The organism is Neobacillus sp. plas4 (assembly GCF_057221695.1).
In genome coordinates this window covers 3,889,091-3,908,028 of the sequence record NZ_CM170152.1, presented here as the reverse complement: position 1 = coordinate 3,908,028, position 18,938 = coordinate 3,889,091, and the positions used below count along the sequence as shown (strand labels likewise).

Genomic DNA, 18,938 nt, shown 5'->3' with positions numbered 1-18,938 from the left:
TTATATAAATATTATTTTGGCAGCCAGCTACTCATATAATTCTCAACTTCTAGATGGTGAGCATCCTTAACAATATAAAGTGGACGGAAAGTGTCAACCATGACTGCAAGTTCACGTGTCTCTTTTTTTCCGATACTTTCTTCAATTTTACCAGGGTGGGGTCCATGTGGAAGTCCGCTCGGATGAAGGGTGATGGAGCCTTGCTCAACCCCGCGCCGGCTCATAAAATCACCATCCACATAATAGAGTACTTCGTCACTGTCGACATTGCTGTGTACATAAGGGGCAGGAATGGCCTCTGGATGGTAGTCATATAAACGCGGCACAAATGAACAAATAACAAAATTATAGCCTTCAAAAGTCTGATGGACTGGTGGCGGCTGATGAACACGGCCAGTTATTGGCTCAAAATCATGAATACTAAATGCATAAGGATATAAATATCCATCCCATCCCACTGCATCAAGCGGATGAAAATCGAACGTATAGGAAGTAATCATACCTTGTGCCCGGACTCGAATTTCAAATTCACCTTTTTCATTTTTTGGCTCTAATTTTTCTGGTGTCCGGATATCGCGCTCGCAAAAAGGAGAATGCTCAAGAAGTTGGCCAAATTCATTCCTATAACGTTTAGGAGTAACGATGGATGAATTTGATTCGACAATTAAAAAGCGCGCTTCCTCTGATTCCAAAACAACACGGTAAGTAGTACCTATAGGAATCACCAGGTAATCTCCTGGCCCGAAACTTAACTCCCCAAAAATACTTTCAATTTTTCCAGTTCCTTCATGAACAAATAACATTTCATCCCCTTCGCCGTTACGATAAAAATATTCCATTTGGCGATTCGGGCGTGCCACGCCAACTGCTAGATCATTGTTTGCCATGAAAATTTTGCGTGCGGATAGAAAGTCCCCGCCAGCTTCTGTATTCCAAGAACGAAAATGCCGATGTCTCAAAGGTCCCTTTTCTTCGAATTCATAACGAACATCACAAATTTTTTCAGCTTTTTTCACTTGGGTCGGCTGATTAATATGATAGATAAGAGATTGGATGCTGGAGAAGCCTTTCGTGCCCATTAATTGCTCATAATAGAGACTTCCGTCTTCTTGACGAAATTGAGTATGCCGTTTATGAGGGATGCGACCCATTTTAACATAATATGTCATAGTCTAAACTCCTTTAGTTTTAATATTTTATTTAGATTTTTAATGCAGCTTGATTGATTAATACATTGGTCTCTGAATGTGCGGGCAGGATTTGACCTGTTACTTCACCAAACCCAATTCGATATCCATCTCCTTGGCACCAGCCGCTAATCGTCAAGGTATCACCGTCTTCTATCCAGCTGCGCTCACCACCGCCATTTAACTGGACTGGTTCAGAACCACGCCAGGAAAGTTCGAGCAAGCTGCCGCGTTCTTCTCGAGTAGGACCGCTTATTGTTCCGGATGCATGCATGTCTCCTGGACGGATGTTGCAACCTGTTATCGTATGATGTGCAACCTGTTGAGCAATGGACCAGTACATATAGCTGAAGTTGGTTTTTGTAATCCTGGTCTCTGTCCCAGTGTTTTCAGGTGTTAAATAAACTTCTAGATTAATATTAAAAGACCCAGCTTTTCCTTGCTGCAGGTAAGGAAGTGGCACTGGATCCTGCTTAGGGCCGGCCGTACGAAAAGGTTCAAGCGCCTCTAATGGTACAACCCAAGGCGAGATGGAAGTGGCAAAGTTTTTCGCTAGGAAAGGACCCAGCGGCTGATACTCCCATGCTTGAATGTCCCGTGCGCTCCAATCATTCACAAGTACGAGGCCAAAAACATGATCCTCCGCCTCATGAACGGGGATAGGTTCACCAAGTGTATTTCCAGGGCCGATAAACCATCCAATTTCAAGTTCAAAATCAAGCTGTGTACATGGGCCGAATACTGGATATTCTGAATCCCTCGGTTTTCTTTGACCTAAAGGGCGCCGAACCGGGGTACCGCTTGGGACAATTGAACTTGCTCGTCCATGATAGCCAATTGGCAAGTGTGTCCAATTTGGCATGAGTGCGTTATCCTTACCCCTAAACATCGTTCCTACATTGGTTGCATGTTCCTTTGAAGCATAGAAATCAGTATAATCACCAATTTCTGCCGGAAGCAGCATGGTTACATCTTTTAATAGGTAAAAGGCATGGGCACGAAGTATTTCATGATCACGTAAATCAGGAGTGTTTTCATCCAAAAGATGTTGAAGTTTCTTTCTTACGGCTGACCAGACTGAACGGCCAAGTGCCATAAATGAATTTAGGGAAGGAGAAGTGAAAATATTTTTTCCTTCCACACCTGTACCGTCTAATAAGCCGGCTTCTTCAATTACGGTTAAATCAAGAACATAGTCTCCAATGGCAGTACCAACACGAGGATTTGCACTATTTACCTGGAATATACCATACGGTAAATTTTGAATCGGGAAATGTGATTCTGGTTTTGTTTCAATAAAAGATTTTTTCATCTGACTAACTCCTTCTGAAATAATGCAAGCTCTCCAAGTTCTTCTCGTGGCTCATCAAAACTGCAGCTTCCGTATGATAGAGCAAATAAATTACGTGCCGTATTGATCTCTTTAGAAGTGACAGTTAGATTCCGCCAACAAAGTTCATTTGTTGTAAAGGTAAAATGGTCCGGGTTTTCATCAAGTAATATCGCTTCAATCGTTTCTTCTCTAATGGAGAGGGAATAGGTCATAATCGAAGCCGTAAAAACGTTAACGAATCCATGCATGTAGGCCTCTACTTCTTGACGGTATTGGCGAATCGGGTGGTGAAGACCGGCTGTAAACTTTAGTGAAAGTCCTAGTTTTTTACATTCATGGATAACGTACGCTGCAGTTCTCGCAGATGGAAACAAATTTGCTGTAATTCCACCCATTCGAAGTTTAATCCCAATAGGTCGTGAGGATCCTAGATTCATCATCTTAATTTTTTCAAATGAGGATTGCAGTTGTTCCTTTGTACCTGCTATTTCAGAATAAATTCGATATCCCGAAATCAATTGATCAAGCTTTTCGAAAATTCCAGAATTCAGTTGATAGGTTGGAGGAACTTCAATACCCTCTATCATTCCTGCTGTTTGATAGGTTTCTGAAAAATGCTGAATTGCTACCAAATCTGTTTTTAACTCATGAGATTTTGATAGAATAATGGATAGTCTTAGTGGCAGCTGTTCATGAAATAAATCCCTAAAAGGTTCTAGTTCCCCCAATCGTGATGCCGGAATCACAAACGGCCCAAGCATCCAGCTATCCTCTTCCTGAAAATAAGAATGATAGTTTAAAATTGCTTCTTTAAGAGGAAGTGCTGCAGGTGGGAACAAGCCTGCATAATCAATCAGGTCCGTCATGAAATGACTGACTGCGTCCTCTTTCCAATTTTTCTTTACTGTTGTTAACAATTAACCAGCACCTCCTATGAAAGTAGGTCATGCCAGCTATGAAACTGGCATGACACCGAATCCATTAAATATTTCCTCGAAGTTCCTGCTCGCGTTCAATTGACTCAAAAAGCGCTTTAAAGTTTCCATCACCAAAACCAAGTGCACCTTTTCGTTGAATAATTTCGATAAATAGTGTTGGCCGGTCAACAAGTGGTTTTGTAAAGATTTGGAGCAGATATCCTTCATCATCTCGATCAACGAGAATATTAAGTTCCTGCAGTTTTTTTACATCCTCATCAATTTCACCTACACGGCTGGCGAGGTCTTGATAATAGGTGTCAGGTGTAAACAATAATTCAACTCCGTTTTCTCTAAGTGCGGCAACCGTGCCAATGATATCATTGGTTAATAGAGCAAGATGCTGAACTCCTGGTCCATTATAGTAATCTAGGTATTCTTGAATCTGTGATTTTCGTTTTCCTTCCGCAGGCTCGTTAATTGGGAATTTAATCCGGCCAGTTCCATTCATCATTACTTTAGACATGAGCGCAGAATATTCAGTGGAAATATCTTCATCATCAAAATGCTTAAGAACGTTAAACCCGAATACTTTTTCATAATAATTTACCCATTCTTCCATTACCTCTACATTGCCGACAAGGTGGTCGACACCAATTAGGCCTGTTGGTTTTGTACCATAAATGTCCTCACGCGCTTCAAAACCTGGCATAAAGACACCTTTATAATCGATCGGTTCAACCAATGTATGAATGGTGTCCCCATATGTACCAAGAATCGCTTTTTTTACTTTGCCATTTTCATCTTCTTCTACCCAAGGTTCCCGAATTGCAATGCCACCACGTTCAATTGCACCCGCATATGTTTTTTCTAAGTCCTTCACAAGAAGGGCGATATCTTTAACACCTTCACCGTGAGTTTTTATGAATGTTGCAATGTCAGTTTGATCTGATAGACTACCAGTTAAAATTAAACGAATGGCCCCTTGCTCCAATACATATGAAACACGATCACGGCAGCCAGTTTCCAATCCTCGATAAGCTACAAGCTTGAAACCGAATGCCTTTGCGTAATAATAAGCAGATTGTTTTGCGTTTCCTGTATAAATTTCTACGTAATGAATATTTTTTACTGGGAATACTTCTTCCTTTTTTACCTTAGTTGCTGCTAACATTTTTTCGACCATTTTTACCACTCCCACAATTGTTTTAGACTAACAAACAGAATTTTCAAAAATCACTGCCTGTTAATGTCAAACATCATAATACATAAAAAAAACGGGTGCAAACCTAGGATTTAACGCGTTTTTTCTTTTGAGCAATAACATTTTAATGCGTTAAAGCTAACTTGCGTTTAGGCATGCTCTTGCGAGTTTTTTAAATATTCCCATAAAATATGGGCAATAAAATAAAGGGAGTGCTATCAAGTGAACATTAAAGTAAAGTTTTGTCCTTGTAATTTTGAAGATGAATTGGAAACTACTAAAGAAAAATTAAGAGTACGAGAGGATTTAGAGGTTATTGAAGAAAGATGCTTGTTGTACTGTGGTCAATGTCTAATGGAACCCTTCGCGATTGTAAACGGAAAAAATGTTGTTACAGACCATCCAGATAAACTTTATGAAAAAATTGATCAATGTGTTACTGAATTGAAGCTGGGAGTGGTATATCAATAAATAGTATTTAACTTATCAACAACCTTATGAATATATGCAAAATTCACTTAATCCTTCAGAAGGAGAAAATAAAAATATTTATGGTAAAATAAAAGTAAAGCCCTGCGAAGAAAAATTGTAGGGCATTCTTTGTTTTTGAAGGAGTTTTTTCTGATGACTGCATTGATTGGGAAAAAATTTAAAGATAGTGTTTTAATTATGGCGGATAAAAGAATTACCTATAGAGAAACAACAAGATTTAATGATGATGAAAAGAAAATTATTGCGTTAAATCATAATGTGATATTTGCTTATGCAGGTGTCAAAAATATCATTGATCTGCCCCTAGAGGAACTTAAAAAGTTTTCAAATAAATCAAATTCTTTTGAAGAAATTAAAACACACGCACAAGGATTATTTGCTGCTTCTTTACAATTATTCAAAAAATTGAATCCAGATCAAGATTACGCAACTGTTTATATTTTGGCTGGTTTTTCAGCAGATGGTTTACCATGTGTTACTTATTTTTCTTCAGATAACGACTTCCAGAACGGTAATTTGCTAGAATTTTTTTATAAGACTTTTCCTACTAGCGAAATGGAGCATTTAAGGGAGTTTTTAATAAATGAAGTGGATGTTAACAAGAATTGTTTAAAATACTACATTCGAAAATTTTCCGCAGCCATTCGTCAGATTAACAGTGGAAAAGTTAGCAAAAATGCCTATTCTATCTTTTTATCCAAAAAAGGTTTACAGGAAATTGACATAAATCAGCACGGAAAATTTACTATTGTTCCATTTAACCCTAATTATTAATACTTCTAAAGGCTAGCTTTTTTGCTTTAATACAGTAGTGTAAAGCCTCGTCGAAGTAACAATGCTTTGAAGTGCAGGATTGCAGTATATCAAAAGTGATTATAAAATTTAGAAAAATCAGAAATGATTTTAATTTTTTGTTGCTTTAACACTATTATCACAGTAAAATTAGGAGGAATGATAGGCAAAAAATAAATGTGAGTGATGTATGCTTTTTCTGAGTGATTATTCTGTATACATTATCTGAAAATTTAGACTACAGGTGGGATAAAGGTGAAATCAAAAAACAATCAGTCTAAAACTCTACAAAATCAAGTTTATGAATATTTACATGAAAAGATTGTAAACGGAATCATACCTCCTGGACAACGAATCGTGGAAGAAAAAGTTTCTCAGGAAACAGGGGTCAGCAGAAGTCCGATTCGCGAGGCAATTCGCCGGTTAAATAGTGATGGATTAGTTTCAGTCAGTCCAAGGGGAGGAGTAAGAGTTTATCGACCAACGTTTTCTGATTTCAAATATCTTTATGAATGCCGGTTAGGTCTAGAACCAACTGCTGCTTATTATGCCGCTATACGTATGAATGATGAGCAACGTAATCATTTGAAAAATTTAGTAGAAGAAATGAACTTGGTTATTGAAAAGCGGGATCTTGAAAAATTAAAAAATCTTAGTACTCAATTTCACTTCTTTATTGTTGAATCAAGTGAAAACCCTTACTTAATGAAAATGATGAAACAGTTAAATTCGTTAATGTCTTTCTACCGGAATGAGGTATTGAATATTCCTATGAGGGTAGAGGATGGTGCAAAAGAACATCAGGCAGTATGGCAGGCTATTCAAATCAGAGATGGAAAAGCAGCTGAAGAGTTAATGAGGACACATATTCAACTTGACTACCAATTTTATAGTGATATGTATTCAGAATTTAACAGTAAAAAATTGAAAAACTTTAGTTATTCAGTTAATCATTTATGAATGGAGTGAATTTGCCGTGATTTTTCCTGAAAAGATTAAAATTCGTGATGTTACTTTAAGAGACGGTCTGCAAAATGAACCGGTGTTTGTAGAAACCGAACAAAAGATAAATAAAATTAAAGATTTAATTTCTGCAGGATTTGATCGTATAGAAGTGACATCCTTTGTCCATCCCAAATGGGTTCCTGCCATGCAAGACGCAGATCTTTTAGGACAAAATTTACCCAAGGTTGCTGGAGTTGAATATGAAGCGCTTGTTCCGAATCAACGCGGCTTGGACCGATTTTTAAAATCGAATATAAATACTGCGGTTTTTTTCCTTTCAGCAAGCACTAAGCATAACCAGGCAAATTTGAATAAGAGCAGTGATGATTCGTTAGCAGAAATAAAAAGTTTAGTTGAAAAGACGAAAATGGAAGGTAGAAGGGTGATTGGGGCCATTTCAACCGCATTTATCTGTCCGTTTGCTGGATCTGTTCCATACTCAGAAGTAGAAAGAATTGCAGACAATCTTGTCAGCATGGGAGTAGATGAATTAGGTCTTGGAGATACAATCGGAAAGGCAACACCGAGAGAAGTATATGAATACTGCAGCCGTTTAGCTGAAAAATTCCCAGATATCCCAATTGGACTTCATTTGCATGATACATACGGATACGGCTTAGCGAATATCATGGCTGGTATTCAAGCGGGTGTGCATTTATTGGATGTAGCTCAAGCTGGACTGGGAGGCTGTCCATATGCGCCTGGGGCACCAGGAAATGTTCAGGCAAGCCGGGTTGTTGAGTTTTTAGAACTTCAGAATATTAAAACAGGCCTGAAGCTCGAACAGTTAAAGCAGTTAGATCACTCCTTCTCTCACTTATTAAGAGAAACCAAAGCCTTAACAAAGACCGTACAAAGTTTGTAGAAAAGAGCGATTTATTTCGCATATATTAACTGAATATTCTGTTAAATATTTTACAACAATTAAAAAGGCGGGATTCCATGAGAAAACCATTAGACGGAATAAAAGTTCTAGAATTAGGAAACTTTGTGGCAGCACCCTTTGCTGGAAAGATTTTTGGTGAATTTGGTGCCGAAGTGATAAAAGTTGAGGATCCAAAAAGTGGTGATTCAATCAGGAATTGGCGAGTCATGCATAAGGGAACCTCTCTATGGTGGTATGTTCACGCAAGAAATAAAAAATCGATTACCCTTAATCTTCGTGAAGCAGAAGGACAGGAAATGGTGCGTGAATTAGCAAAAGACGCTGATGTAGTAATTGAAAATTTTCGACCTGGAACATTAGAAAAGTGGGGAATTGGGTATGAAGATTTAAAGAAAATCAATCCAAGTATAATTATGACCCGGATTTCTGGTTATGGTCAAACCGGTCCTTATCGTGACAAAGTGGGTTTCGGAAGTGTTGCTGAGTCAATGGGAGGTCTTCGATATTTAACCGGGTTTCCTGATCGTCCGCCAGTTCGTGTTGGATTGGCTATTGGGGATTCGATAGCAGGTCTTTATGCAGTAAATGGAACGTTAATGGCGTTAAGAGCAAGAGATATGGATCCATTGAAAAGGGGGCAATATGTCGATGTTGCTCTTACTGAAGCGGTATTCTCTTTGCTTGAGGGGGTTCTACCGGAATATGATTTGAAAGGAATTGTAAGAGAGAGAACAGGCGCTACATTAGAAGGGATAGCTCCATCTAATACGTACCTTTGTGCTGATGGTAAATATATTGTCATTGCCGCAAATAGCGATGGTATTTTCAAGCGATTTATGGAGGGCATTGGTCGAAAGGACCTGGCAGAGGATCCGAATCTCTCTAATAATCAGGGAAGGGCTAAACAAGCTGAACAATTGGATCAAATGATTGAGGAGTGGACAAAACTTCATACGCAAAAAGAAGTAAAAAGAATCCTTGATGAGGCTGGAGTACCAGCAGGACCAATTTATAGTATTGAAGATATTGTGAATGATGAACAGTTCCAGGCGCGAGATATGCTTCAAACGGTTACCTTGCCAGATGGGGAAGAGGTACTAGTTCCTGGTATTGTCCCAAAATTATCGGAAACTCCTGGAAGTATCGAATGGATTGGACCTGAACTCGGACAACATAACGAAGAAATCATAGGTAAGACTCTTTGTAAGCAAAAATAATCTAGTATTTTAAAAGGATTATAGTGCAGTTAAAATTCCAGTCACCAATGATAGTGCAAACAAATCGAACATTGGGGAGGAAAAAGTATTGTTGTCTATTTTGGGGTTTTTGATGATTTTTACCTTTTTATTTTTGATTTTGACAAAGCGTGTATCTCCGTTTTTAGGTTTAACCGTTATACCAATTATTTATGGCGTAATTGGAGGATTTGGGCCGGAACTAGGCGTGTTGATGATGGAAGGTATTCAGAAAGTTGCACCTACTGCTATTCTTTTGTTATTTGCCATTTTGTATTTTGGAATCATGTTAGACACTGGATTGTTTGATCCATTAACTTCCAAGATCATTCAGTTAGCGAAAGGGGATCCATTAAAAATCATTGTGGGAACGGCTGTGTTAGCAGGAATCATTGGATTTGATGGTGATGGATCGACAACGATGATGATAGTTGTAACTGCTTTTCTTCCATTATATAAAAAACTTGGAATCAGTCCGATTATTTTAGCTTCCATAACCATCATGCAAATTGGGATTACTACACTCGTTCCATGGGGAGGTCCTGCCGGTAGGGTAGCAAGTGTTCTAAATCTTGAGCCTAATCAATTATATCTGGAAATGTTACCAGGGATGATTGTAAGTTTACTATTTGTTATTGCTGTAGCTTATTTTATTGGGTTGAAGGAACGTGCAAGATATAGAAAGACAAGTAGTGAAGCCATTTCTATGTCTGAGGGAATTGTCGATGCTGCAATTGAAAGCGCTGTAATAGAAAATATTTCTCCTGAAAATCAAAATGTTAAACGTCCTAAATTAATTTGGTTTAATCTTTTTCTCTCAAGCATCATTATGGTTGCCATTGTACTAGAATGGCTTCCTTCAGCAATTGTTTTTATTGTAGGTACGGCTCTAGCTTTACTTATTAATTATCCGGCTTTACAAAATCAGCGCGAACGAATGGCAGCACATGCCCCTAATGCATTAGCCGTGGTAGCTGTCGTTCTAGCCGCAGGTATTTTTTCTGGAATTTTTAAAGGAACTCCTATTTCAGAATCTATGGCACAGTCGTTGGTATCTATTATCCCTGATGGACTAGGTGCTTATATGGCATTATTTACTGCTATTGTTAGTGGTCCTGCCCTTTTCTTAATTGGTGCAGATGGGTTTTACTTTGGAATTCTCCCAATACTTGCAGAAACAGCATCTAATTACGGCATTGGTTCTTTAAAAATTGGAACCGCTTCATTATATGGGACTCCATTTGGTATTATGGGCCCGCTTGTAGCGTCTGTTTATTTACTCATTAACATAACAGGGATTAATTTAGGTGACCTCCATAAGCACGCAGCAAAATGGTCTTTAGGCATTATGCTTATCTATATTATCGTTGGTGTGTTTACTGGAATCATCGCGTTATGGTGATGTGAAATCGAGTGACAGACAAGATATTTTAGTACCAATGCTGGAAGCGGGGGATGAACGTCCTTCGGGATGATTCTCCCTTCTATTAAAAAAATGAGAATAGTCATTAACGATATTCAGTGGAGGAAGTTACATGTATATAAAAAAATTACCCCAGGAACCCATTGAACAGTTATTTAAAGCAATCCTTTCGTTACAAACACGGGAAGAGTGCGCGGCATTTTTGGATGATTTGTGTACCATGAATGAGATAAAGTCTTTTGTTCAAAGGCTTGAAGTTGCAAGATTACTAAAAGAAGGCAATACATATATGGATATTCAAATAGAAACGAATGCCTCATCTTCTACAATTACAAGAGTTAAGAAACTATTAGATTATGGAAATAATGGTTATCAAACTGTTTTAGAACACATAGAAATGAATGCCGTTAAATGAAATATTCCCCTTTAGGAGCACAGGTTTCTTAAAAATATCTGGCGGCCAAAGGGGAGTATTTTCTATGTTCAAGTGCCTTCAACTTGATTACTAAATTGTCCTTGTTTTTTTGCTATTTTCCTATATGCCAGATTTGCAGAGGAAAGAATCACCAGACCTAAAATACTTATACTGAAAAAGAACCCTACTCCAGATAAATAGGTAACAGCGAAATATACGGCAGCAAATCCAAAAATAATATATAGACTTGGCAGCGGATTAGAGATGGTAATAAGTAGGGCATTTTTTATATGAGTTCCCAATGGCTGATCAAATTCAACATAGGAAGCCAGTGTATAGCAAATGATTAGAAAGTAAATACAACTCATAATAATGCTAGAATAAAATAGAAACGATGATATCTCATTAGGTGTTGATTGTAAAAAGTTGATATTCAGATATAAAATAAAACCGATAATTACAATCAATAAACCTAATTTATTACTGTTGAAAAATTCCTTTTTATAATAGTGCCAAAACGTTTGGAATACAGGTGGATGGTTTTTTCTAATAAACTGTCTTAAGGTTGCCAACATCGCTACTGTAGCTGGGAAAAATCCAAACAGCACGAAGCCGCTTAGCGTAAAAAGAATCCATAATAGATTAATATAAGCTAGTCTTGCGACCCAATCACAAAAGGTATAAACTGCATTTGAAAATGAACCTAATTGCATGTGTGCTCCCTCCTTATTAATAAATATATCATGCTTAGCGTGCAAGTGTTTTCCTTTTTAAAAGGAGGTAAAAATTTTATCTAAGAAGTAAAAATAAAGCTGAAAATACTAGGAATATCAAGCAACTGTCATGTGAAAGTAAAATATGACGAGAGTAGTAAAAGTTTTCCAACCACTTTTCTGTTGGTGACGAGTTGAAAAGTGAGAAAAAATAGAAAATATAGTTATAATATAGTTAACGTTATCGGATCCACACCTTAAATAAATGGCGTGGATCCTTACAGTTTTGGTACATAAAGCCGTTACGGCTAGTATTTGACGATCGATTGTTGATTCGCTTCAAAGGAGGAAAAAGAGATGGCTGTTGAAATTTATAAAAAAATTGCTGATTACTTGGTTGCAGCGGAAGTAGAAAAACGTGAAGTGGTAAAGGTAACAAAGGTAATCAAACCTGATCTAACAGTTGAGGAAGCGTATCAAGTACAGAATTTGCTTGTTCAAACAAAATTAAATGAGGGGCACAAAATAATAGGGCCGAAAATGGGTTTAACAAGCAAGGCAAAATGGGATCAAATGGGTGTATCTGAGCCCATTTACGGTTATGTATTCGATTATATGCTTATCGATGATGGAGGTGTACTGCGTTTTTCAGATTTAATCCATCCAAAAGTGGAAGCAGAAATTGCGTTTTTAATCGGTGAAGATATCGAGGGACCTGGAATTACGGCTGACCAGGTATTAGCTAAAACACAATATGTTTTGCCTGCTCTTGAAATTATTGATAGCCGTTACGAAAATTTTAACTTTACACTTCCGGATGTGGTTGCAGATAATGCTTCTACTTCTAGAGTAGTTTTTGGGGATACACGTAGTAAACCAAATGATTTTGACCTAGAATTAGTAGGAGCCACTTTATCGGTCAATGGTCAAATAAAAGAACATGGCACAGGAGCTGCTGTTTTAGGGCACCCAGCCAATGCAATTGCTGAGCTAGCGAATATGCTTGCAAGAAAAGGAGATACAATTAAAAAAGGGGAAATTATTTTATCTGGTGCTCTAACAAGTGCTGTAATGTTGGAAATCGGAGATCATGTTTCAGGTAGTTTTGAAGGATTAGGTGAAGTAACTTTTTTTGTTGGAGAGTAAACGTTAAGCATCATTAAATCAATTTATTGAGAAGATAAATTGGAAAATGCATGAAGCTTTTTGTTAAAAACACACACAAATGTTGTAATTCAACGTTTATGTGTGTTTTTATTTTTTGGAGATGAATTGCTACTTATAAATTCAAACTAACTTTAATGTGAAATGAAAAACATGACAAAAGTAGTAAAAATTTTCTCAATAATGTAAAATTTGAACATTGTTGAAAGCGATTCCAAAAACTATACTTAAACTACAATACAGAAGAAGGGGTGACTATAGTGAGTAGCGAAGTAAAGGTCGAAACAAATGTGGTACATACAGCAAAAAGTAAAGTGAGCAAAAAAACAAAAAATAGAACTCCCTTTAGTGGCTGGAAGGAAAATCTAGCAGGTTATGCATTTATCGCACCAATGTTTATTGGGACTTCTATATTAGTATTATTTCCGATTCTCGCTTCGTTTGTTTTAAGTTTTACAGATTGGAATTTTGTAGCTGGCTATGAAAATGCTAAATTTGTAGGGTTTGCAAATTTCACAAAATTACTTACCAATGCATTATTCCTTAAAGGATTAGTAAATAATATTCTCTTAATTTTAGCAATACCGATTACGTTGATTTTATCACTTGGATTAGCTGTGATCATTAATAAATATGTTTATTTGAAAGATTTGTTTAAGGTGATTTATTTTATGCCATTCATTTCGAGTATTGTTGCAGTTGCGGTTGTCTTTCAAGTGCTATTTCATCCAACGAAAGGTCCTATTAACCAATTACTGTTGTCGCTTGGGATTGATAACCCGCCGGGTTGGATTGCAGACGTTAGCTTTGCATTACCATCCGTTATGTTAATTATGATTTGGACAGGTATTGGGTTTAATTTAATCATTTACTTGGCTGGTTTGCAGAACATTCCAAAGGAATTATATGAAGCAGCACAAATGGATGGTGCTTCTGCTTGGTCTCAATTTTTAAAGATTACGATTCCATTAGTTTCACCTACAACTTTCCTATTGTTCGTTACCGGTGTAATTTCAAGCTTTAAAGTATTTGATTTAATCATCGTGTTAACAAATGGCGGGCCAGCAAATTCGACGATAACACCAGTTGTTTATTTGTATCAGCAGGCATTTATTGAATTAAGAACAGGCTATGCTTCTGCTATTTCATTGGTGATGTTTGTGATTATCTTGATCATTACCTATATTCAATTTATTGGTCAGAAAAAATGGGTGAATTATTAATAGAAAGGAGCAGGACAGATGGCAGCAAAATTGGATATAAGAAAATTGATCGTGACACTCATTATGGTTTTAATAGGAATTGCTTTTCTAATGCCATTTTTATGGATGATATCTGCTTCTTTTAAAGTTGAAGAAGAAGTATTAACGTTTCCGATTCAATGGATTCCTGAAAAATGGAATGCTGTTGAAAATTATAAAGAGGTTTGGACAGGCTCAATGCCATTCCTTCTTTTATATTGGAATTCTATCAAGGTAACAGTTTTAACCACATTGGTTTCATGTACGATATCCTGTTTGGCAGCTTATGGATTTGCCAAAATTAATTTTAAAGGGAGAGACTTCATCTTTTTAATCGTACTGGCAACTTTCATGATTCCACCGCAAACATTGTTAGTTACACAATTTCTATTGTATAGATGGCTAGGACTTTATGATACTCACACTGGTCTTATTCTATTAAATAGTTTCAGTGTATTTGGTACTTTTATGCTGCGCCAATTCTACTTAGGAATTAGCAATGAAATAATTGAGTCAGCGAGAATGGATGGAGCAGGTCATTTTAGAATTTTTACTTCAATTTGCTTACCATTAGTAAGACCTGCGATAGCAACTTATGCCATTTTACGTTTTATTTGGACCTGGAATGACTTCCAAAATCCATTAATCTTCCTGCGATCAAAAGAATTATTTACCATTCAGCTGGGTGTACAAAGTTTTGGAGATCAACATGGCAGCGTTTACTCATTGATGATGGCCGCATCGGTTTCCGCCATTTTACCTTTACTGATTATCTTCATTATCGGACAGAAAAACGTTATTGAAGGTATACAGCTTGGAGGAGTGAAGGGATAAAAATGGTATGAACTCTCTTAATTTTATATAGGGAGAGTTGATATATAAACTAAAAATAAGGGGGAAATTATCATGAAAAAATGGGGTTCATTGTTTCTAGTCGGACTTTTGGCAATATTTATGTTAGCTGCATGTTCCGGAAACGATAAAGCTTCGTCAGATGATTCAAAATCGGATAAAAAGGATGAAGAAGTTACGCTGAAATTTGTCCACTGGATCAATGAGGATGTTGGAAAATGGGAAAGTGTCATTGCAAAATATGAAGCAGCGCATCCAGGTGTTAAAGTGGAATCTATCCCACTTGTAGAAAACATGAACTCTTTGGATTATTTCAAACAGTTAGATTTAATGGCATCCGCTGGTGATGAAATGGATCTAATTTTGTTCAACAGTTCTCAAGAACTAGCAAAACGAGTGGATGCAGGACTGGTTGAACCAATTACTGAATTTGCTAAAGAAGAAGGTATGGATATTAATAAAGAATACAATAATAGCTATCCGAAATTTAATGGTGAGTACTATGGCTTGCCGATGAAAAATATCACGATGCTTATTATGCTAAATAAAGCACATCTTGATAAGGCTGGCTTAGAGATTCCAACTGAGTGGACATGGGATGAATATACAGAATACGCTAAAAAACTAACAGCAGATGGTCACTATGGTTCTTATTTACACTCATGGCATAACTTCCATTCTGTTTTAAAAGTAATGAGTAAAGCAGAAGATAATTTGATTTTAAAAGAAGATGGCAGCTCTAATGCTAATGACCCTATGGTACGCGCTTCTCTTGAATTACGAAATCAATTAGAAAATGTAGATAAATCATCTGTTCCATTTACTGAAATATTATCGCAAAAAATGGATTATCGTCAGCAATTCTTTAGTCAATCCGCATCAATGGTGCCTGCCGGCAGCTTTATGATTAATGAATGGGGTCAATTTACACCAGAATTCGAAATCGCTTGGGCACCATGGCCAAAAAATAAGGAAAGTGATAAAGCAGTTGCAGTGATGGGCGGGGATTTAATCTCTATTGCAAAAAGCTCAAAACACAAGCAAGAGGCCTATGATTTCATGCGTTGGTTGACAACAGAAGGTATTGTAGAACAAGGAAACTGGGTACCGTCATGGAAGGAAGCAGATATGGACAAAGCGTTGGAAACAGTGGTGAATGGAACCAAAAAGCCTGATGCAATCCATATGGAATCATTGAAGAATGCACTTACCTCGGTAGTGGCAAGTGAAGTCATTGCACCAGCTCCATATATTAATGAAGTTTATACTGAATTTGGGGCAGAGGTAGAATTATATCTCCTTGGTGAACAGGATCTTGATAAGACGATGAAAAACATCAAAGAAAAAATACAAGCGGTTGTAGATGCGAATAAATAATTAGAATATTCATGATATAATAGAGAGAAAACAGAAATGTTTTCTCTCTATTTTTTGTGCTTTTTACCTATTGAAAGCGGTGAACATCAATGAAGGTATTTTGGAAACATATTAAGCAAATGTCCCTTAGAACGAGGTTAATCATTTCAATCATTCTTTGTATATTATTACCATGGATTGGGACCTATATCGTTTCGAACTATTTTACAAAAGATGTATTGGAACAACGTGCAGCAACACAATCAGAAGATGATTTAAGAATGATTGAATTAGGTATAAAGAATATGTTAGATGATATAATGTATACCTCAAATTTTATTCAATTTGATACAAAAATGAATCAGCTACTAAAATCGCATAAGTTAATTGATGCAGATTCACCCAGTGTAAAACAAGAAGTGGCTCTTAATTATAGTAAAATATCGAATGAATTGTCTGGGATTACTGATTTATTAATGCCTCTGTATATTACCATCTTGTTTAATGATAACTTATATTACACCAATTATTCTCAAATAGATTTTAATCCATTGAACTTCAAAGAAGAACCATGGTTTGAAAAATTAGATCACTTAAGTTTTTATCAAACATATTGGCTAGGCGCACATCCCACTTATATTAATTCTGAAAGAGATACATACCCATATCTGATTACCATTGGAAGAAGAATTCAAAGAGCGAGTTCCTTCAATTCTTATTTAATAATTAGTTTAAAAGAAAATGAGATTAAGAAGCTTTTTAGTCAAATTCAAAGTGAAAAGAGAGCTAAATTTTATTTGACAAACAAGTCAGGAGAAATCTATTCTAGTTTGAATACAGATGAAGTAGGAACGATATTACCCTATGATGTAATGAATGCTGATTATCAAATTGTTGACTACCAGGATGACAAGCATTTATTGGTTTCCTATCCAGTGTCTTATTCGAATTGGAGGTTGGTCAGTCTTGTGCCATATAATGATACAATTGGGTCTATTAATAGGGTAACGAGAACAACGATTTTAATTCAAGGTGTTTTTTTAGCTTTATTCTTACTTGGATTAATCATGCTTGTGCGTGAATTTACGAAACCGATCACAAGATTACACCACGTAACAAAAGCAATTAAACAGGGGGACTTAACAGCTAGGATCCATCTGTCCGGAAATAATGACGTCGCTCAGTTAGGCCATTCCTTTAACCATATGTTGGATACTATTGAGGACATGATTGAACAAATTAAAATTCAAGAAGAAGCAAAAAGAAATGCTGAATTAGAAATGCTTCAAGCACAAATTAACCCACATTTTTTATTTAACGTATTAAATGCAATTCGCTTGAAAATAAAAATGGAGGGTAATACTGGCAGTGCTTCTCTCATTTATTCTTTATCAGCACTTCTAAGAATGACGATTAATCGTAACAATGCTTTTATTCCCTTAGAAGAAGAGTTAATGATTGTGAAGCACTATGTAGATTTGATGAATTTTCGGCACCAACATAATGTCGAATTAGAAATCGATGTGAACGAAGCAGCCTCTAGCTTTCAAGTACCAAGATTTTTCTTGCAACCTATTATTGAAAACGCAATCATTCATGGTAATAATAATAAAAAGGAAACGATTAAAATCATCGCAAGTGAACAAATAAATACTTATCTGGAGCTAATTATTTCAGACAATGGTAAAGGTATGGATAAGCTCACACTGGAAGGATTGCGAAAGAAAATTTTTCAACCAAATCGTCATGATACTGTAAAAAGTAGTAAATCGTTTAACGGGATAGGGGTACAAAATGTCTACCAGAGAATGAAATTGATTTATGGAGAAGCATTTCTATTGAGCATAGACAGTATTGAAGGTGAAGGAACAACGTTAACGTTTCAAATTCCGGTCAATAAGAGGTGGTTAGGATGTATGAAGTAGTTTTGGTGGATGATGATGTGATCGTGATTGAATTTTTGAAGAAAGTTATTCCATGGCAGGACTATGACTTCCAAGTAGTCGCAAGCTTTCAAGATAGTAATGAGGCTTTAACATTTATGCAAGAAAACCCTTATGATGTATTGATTACCGATATTGGTATGCCAAAACTAAATGGCATTGAATTAATTGACCAATTGAGAAAATCAAATATCACCTCATATAATGTGATCCTTTCTTGCCATGATGAGTTTTCCTTTGCACAACAAGCTATAAAATTAGAAGCTTATGATTATATTTTAAAAGAATCAATGGAAGAAACAACTATCATGGCTTTACTTGAAAGATTAAAGACTAAGTTGGACCAAGAACGTTATACAAGTAACCAGCACTTAAAAGTAACCAAATTTTTAGAGATGACGAATAAAAATGAGGATGTATTAAAAGCGCAAAAGTATGTACAAACCCATATTGGCGAAAAGATTACTTTGACAGAAGTAGCTGCCCATCTACATTTAAATTCTAGTTATTTCAGTAGAATGTACAAGAAAGAAACAGGAGAAGGTTTTGTTGAATATGTGACAAGAGTTAAAATGGAAAAAGCGATAGATTTACTAGATCACTCGATAAAGTCAGTAGAACAGATTGCTTATGAGCTAGGTTTTGAAAGTAAAAGCTATTTTTTAAAAACATTTAAAAAGTATTATAACGTGTCACCCAAGTCCTATAAGTATAAAGATAAGAAATCTGTATAAAACCAACAAAGGAAAACCCGCCATCGGAAAAATCGATGGCGGGTTT

General features: G+C 36.4%; 18 protein-coding genes. 13 read left to right on the top strand and 5 right to left on the bottom strand.

All coding sequences use genetic code 11. From position 1 onward, the window contains the following. Nucleotides 1–11: 11 nt before the first annotated feature. From AC2TFD_RS19460 to hppD, 4 genes are all read right to left on the bottom strand, one after another. Entirely contained in the window at nucleotides 12–1,169 is a 1,158-nt protein-coding gene (locus tag AC2TFD_RS19460; protein WP_335510598.1) for a homogentisate 1,2-dioxygenase, read from the bottom strand. Nucleotides 1,170–1,200: 31 nt separating this feature from the next. Continuing rightward, nucleotides 1,201–2,499: a fumarylacetoacetase gene (fahA, locus tag AC2TFD_RS19455; RefSeq protein ID WP_335510600.1), complete on the bottom strand. Its 1,299-nt coding sequence runs from the start codon at nucleotides 2,497–2,499 to the stop codon at nucleotides 1,201–1,203. Beyond that, nucleotides 2,496–3,437 (bottom strand): hypothetical protein, encoded by a 942-nt coding sequence (locus AC2TFD_RS19450; RefSeq protein ID WP_335510602.1) that lies wholly within the window; start codon nucleotides 3,435–3,437, stop codon nucleotides 2,496–2,498. The genes fahA and AC2TFD_RS19450 overlap by 4 nt, the downstream gene beginning before the upstream one ends. A 64-nt stretch (nucleotides 3,438–3,501) precedes the next feature. Next, on the bottom strand, nucleotides 3,502–4,623 hold the full coding sequence (hppD, locus tag AC2TFD_RS19445) for a 4-hydroxyphenylpyruvate dioxygenase (protein WP_335510604.1): 1,122 nt from the start codon (nucleotides 4,621–4,623) through the stop codon (nucleotides 3,502–3,504). 240 nt (nucleotides 4,624–4,863) lie between these two features. Between hppD and AC2TFD_RS19440 the strand changes: the two genes are divergently transcribed. From AC2TFD_RS19440 to AC2TFD_RS19410, 7 genes are all read left to right on the top strand, one after another. Further along, nucleotides 4,864–5,112: a DUF1450 domain-containing protein gene (locus AC2TFD_RS19440; protein WP_335510605.1), complete on the top strand. Its 249-nt coding sequence runs from the start codon at nucleotides 4,864–4,866 to the stop codon at nucleotides 5,110–5,112. Between the two features lie 153 nt (nucleotides 5,113–5,265). Then, entirely contained in the window at nucleotides 5,266–5,907 is a 642-nt protein-coding gene (locus AC2TFD_RS19435; RefSeq protein WP_484673788.1) for a hypothetical protein, read from the top strand. A 273-nt stretch (nucleotides 5,908–6,180) separates the two neighbouring features. Continuing rightward, on the top strand, nucleotides 6,181–6,885 hold the full coding sequence (locus tag AC2TFD_RS19430) for a GntR family transcriptional regulator (protein WP_484673787.1): 705 nt from the start codon (nucleotides 6,181–6,183) through the stop codon (nucleotides 6,883–6,885). Between the two features lie 16 nt (nucleotides 6,886–6,901). Then, nucleotides 6,902–7,795: a hydroxymethylglutaryl-CoA lyase gene (locus tag AC2TFD_RS19425; protein ID WP_335517258.1), complete on the top strand. Its 894-nt coding sequence runs from the start codon at nucleotides 6,902–6,904 to the stop codon at nucleotides 7,793–7,795. 77 nt (nucleotides 7,796–7,872) lie between these two features. After that, entirely contained in the window at nucleotides 7,873–9,033 is a 1,161-nt protein-coding gene (locus tag AC2TFD_RS19420; RefSeq protein WP_335517255.1) for a CaiB/BaiF CoA transferase family protein, read from the top strand. A gap of 88 nt (nucleotides 9,034–9,121) precedes the next feature. Continuing rightward, on the top strand, nucleotides 9,122–10,453 hold the full coding sequence (locus tag AC2TFD_RS19415; protein WP_335517252.1) for a CitMHS family transporter: 1,332 nt from the start codon (nucleotides 9,122–9,124) through the stop codon (nucleotides 10,451–10,453). Nucleotides 10,454–10,586: 133 nt separating this feature from the next. Further along, nucleotides 10,587–10,889 carry a YerC/YecD family TrpR-related protein gene (locus AC2TFD_RS19410; protein ID WP_335517249.1) on the top strand — a complete coding sequence of 101 codons (303 nt, stop codon included), beginning with the start codon at nucleotides 10,587–10,589 and terminating at the stop codon, nucleotides 10,887–10,889. 68 nt (nucleotides 10,890–10,957) lie between these two features. Here AC2TFD_RS19410 and AC2TFD_RS19405 read toward each other — a convergent pair whose 3' ends face one another. Beyond that, nucleotides 10,958–11,602 carry a YesL family protein gene (locus AC2TFD_RS19405; protein ID WP_335567811.1) on the bottom strand — a complete coding sequence of 215 codons (645 nt, stop codon included), beginning with the start codon at nucleotides 11,600–11,602 and terminating at the stop codon, nucleotides 10,958–10,960. 357 nt (nucleotides 11,603–11,959) lie between these two features. On the opposite strand from AC2TFD_RS19405, the gene AC2TFD_RS19400 reads away from it, so the two are divergent. The 6 genes from AC2TFD_RS19400 to AC2TFD_RS19375 all read left to right on the top strand — a co-directional run bounded on the left by AC2TFD_RS19400 (nucleotide 11,960) and on the right by AC2TFD_RS19375 (nucleotide 18,892). Beyond that, nucleotides 11,960–12,748: a 2-keto-4-pentenoate hydratase gene (locus tag AC2TFD_RS19400; protein WP_335519248.1), complete on the top strand. Its 789-nt coding sequence runs from the start codon at nucleotides 11,960–11,962 to the stop codon at nucleotides 12,746–12,748. Between the two features lie 278 nt (nucleotides 12,749–13,026). After that, nucleotides 13,027–13,989, top strand: a complete 963-nt coding sequence (locus AC2TFD_RS19395) for a carbohydrate ABC transporter permease (RefSeq protein ID WP_335519246.1) — start codon at nucleotides 13,027–13,029, stop codon at nucleotides 13,987–13,989. An 18-nt stretch (nucleotides 13,990–14,007) separates the two neighbouring features. Further along, the gene (locus AC2TFD_RS19390; protein ID WP_335567814.1) at nucleotides 14,008–14,841 is read left to right on the top strand and encodes a carbohydrate ABC transporter permease; all 834 of its coding nucleotides are present in this window, start codon (nucleotides 14,008–14,010) and stop codon (nucleotides 14,839–14,841) included. A 72-nt stretch (nucleotides 14,842–14,913) separates the two neighbouring features. After that, on the top strand, nucleotides 14,914–16,236 hold the full coding sequence (locus AC2TFD_RS19385; protein ID WP_335519241.1) for an ABC transporter substrate-binding protein: 1,323 nt from the start codon (nucleotides 14,914–14,916) through the stop codon (nucleotides 16,234–16,236). A gap of 89 nt (nucleotides 16,237–16,325) precedes the next feature. Beyond that, nucleotides 16,326–18,140 carry a cache domain-containing sensor histidine kinase gene (locus AC2TFD_RS19380; RefSeq protein WP_335567815.1) on the top strand — a complete coding sequence of 605 codons (1,815 nt, stop codon included), beginning with the start codon at nucleotides 16,326–16,328 and terminating at the stop codon, nucleotides 18,138–18,140. Beyond that, entirely contained in the window at nucleotides 18,128–18,892 is a 765-nt protein-coding gene (locus AC2TFD_RS19375) for a response regulator transcription factor (RefSeq protein WP_335513423.1), read from the top strand. The genes AC2TFD_RS19380 and AC2TFD_RS19375 overlap by 13 nt, the downstream gene beginning before the upstream one ends. Nucleotides 18,893–18,938: the final 46 nt, after the last annotated feature.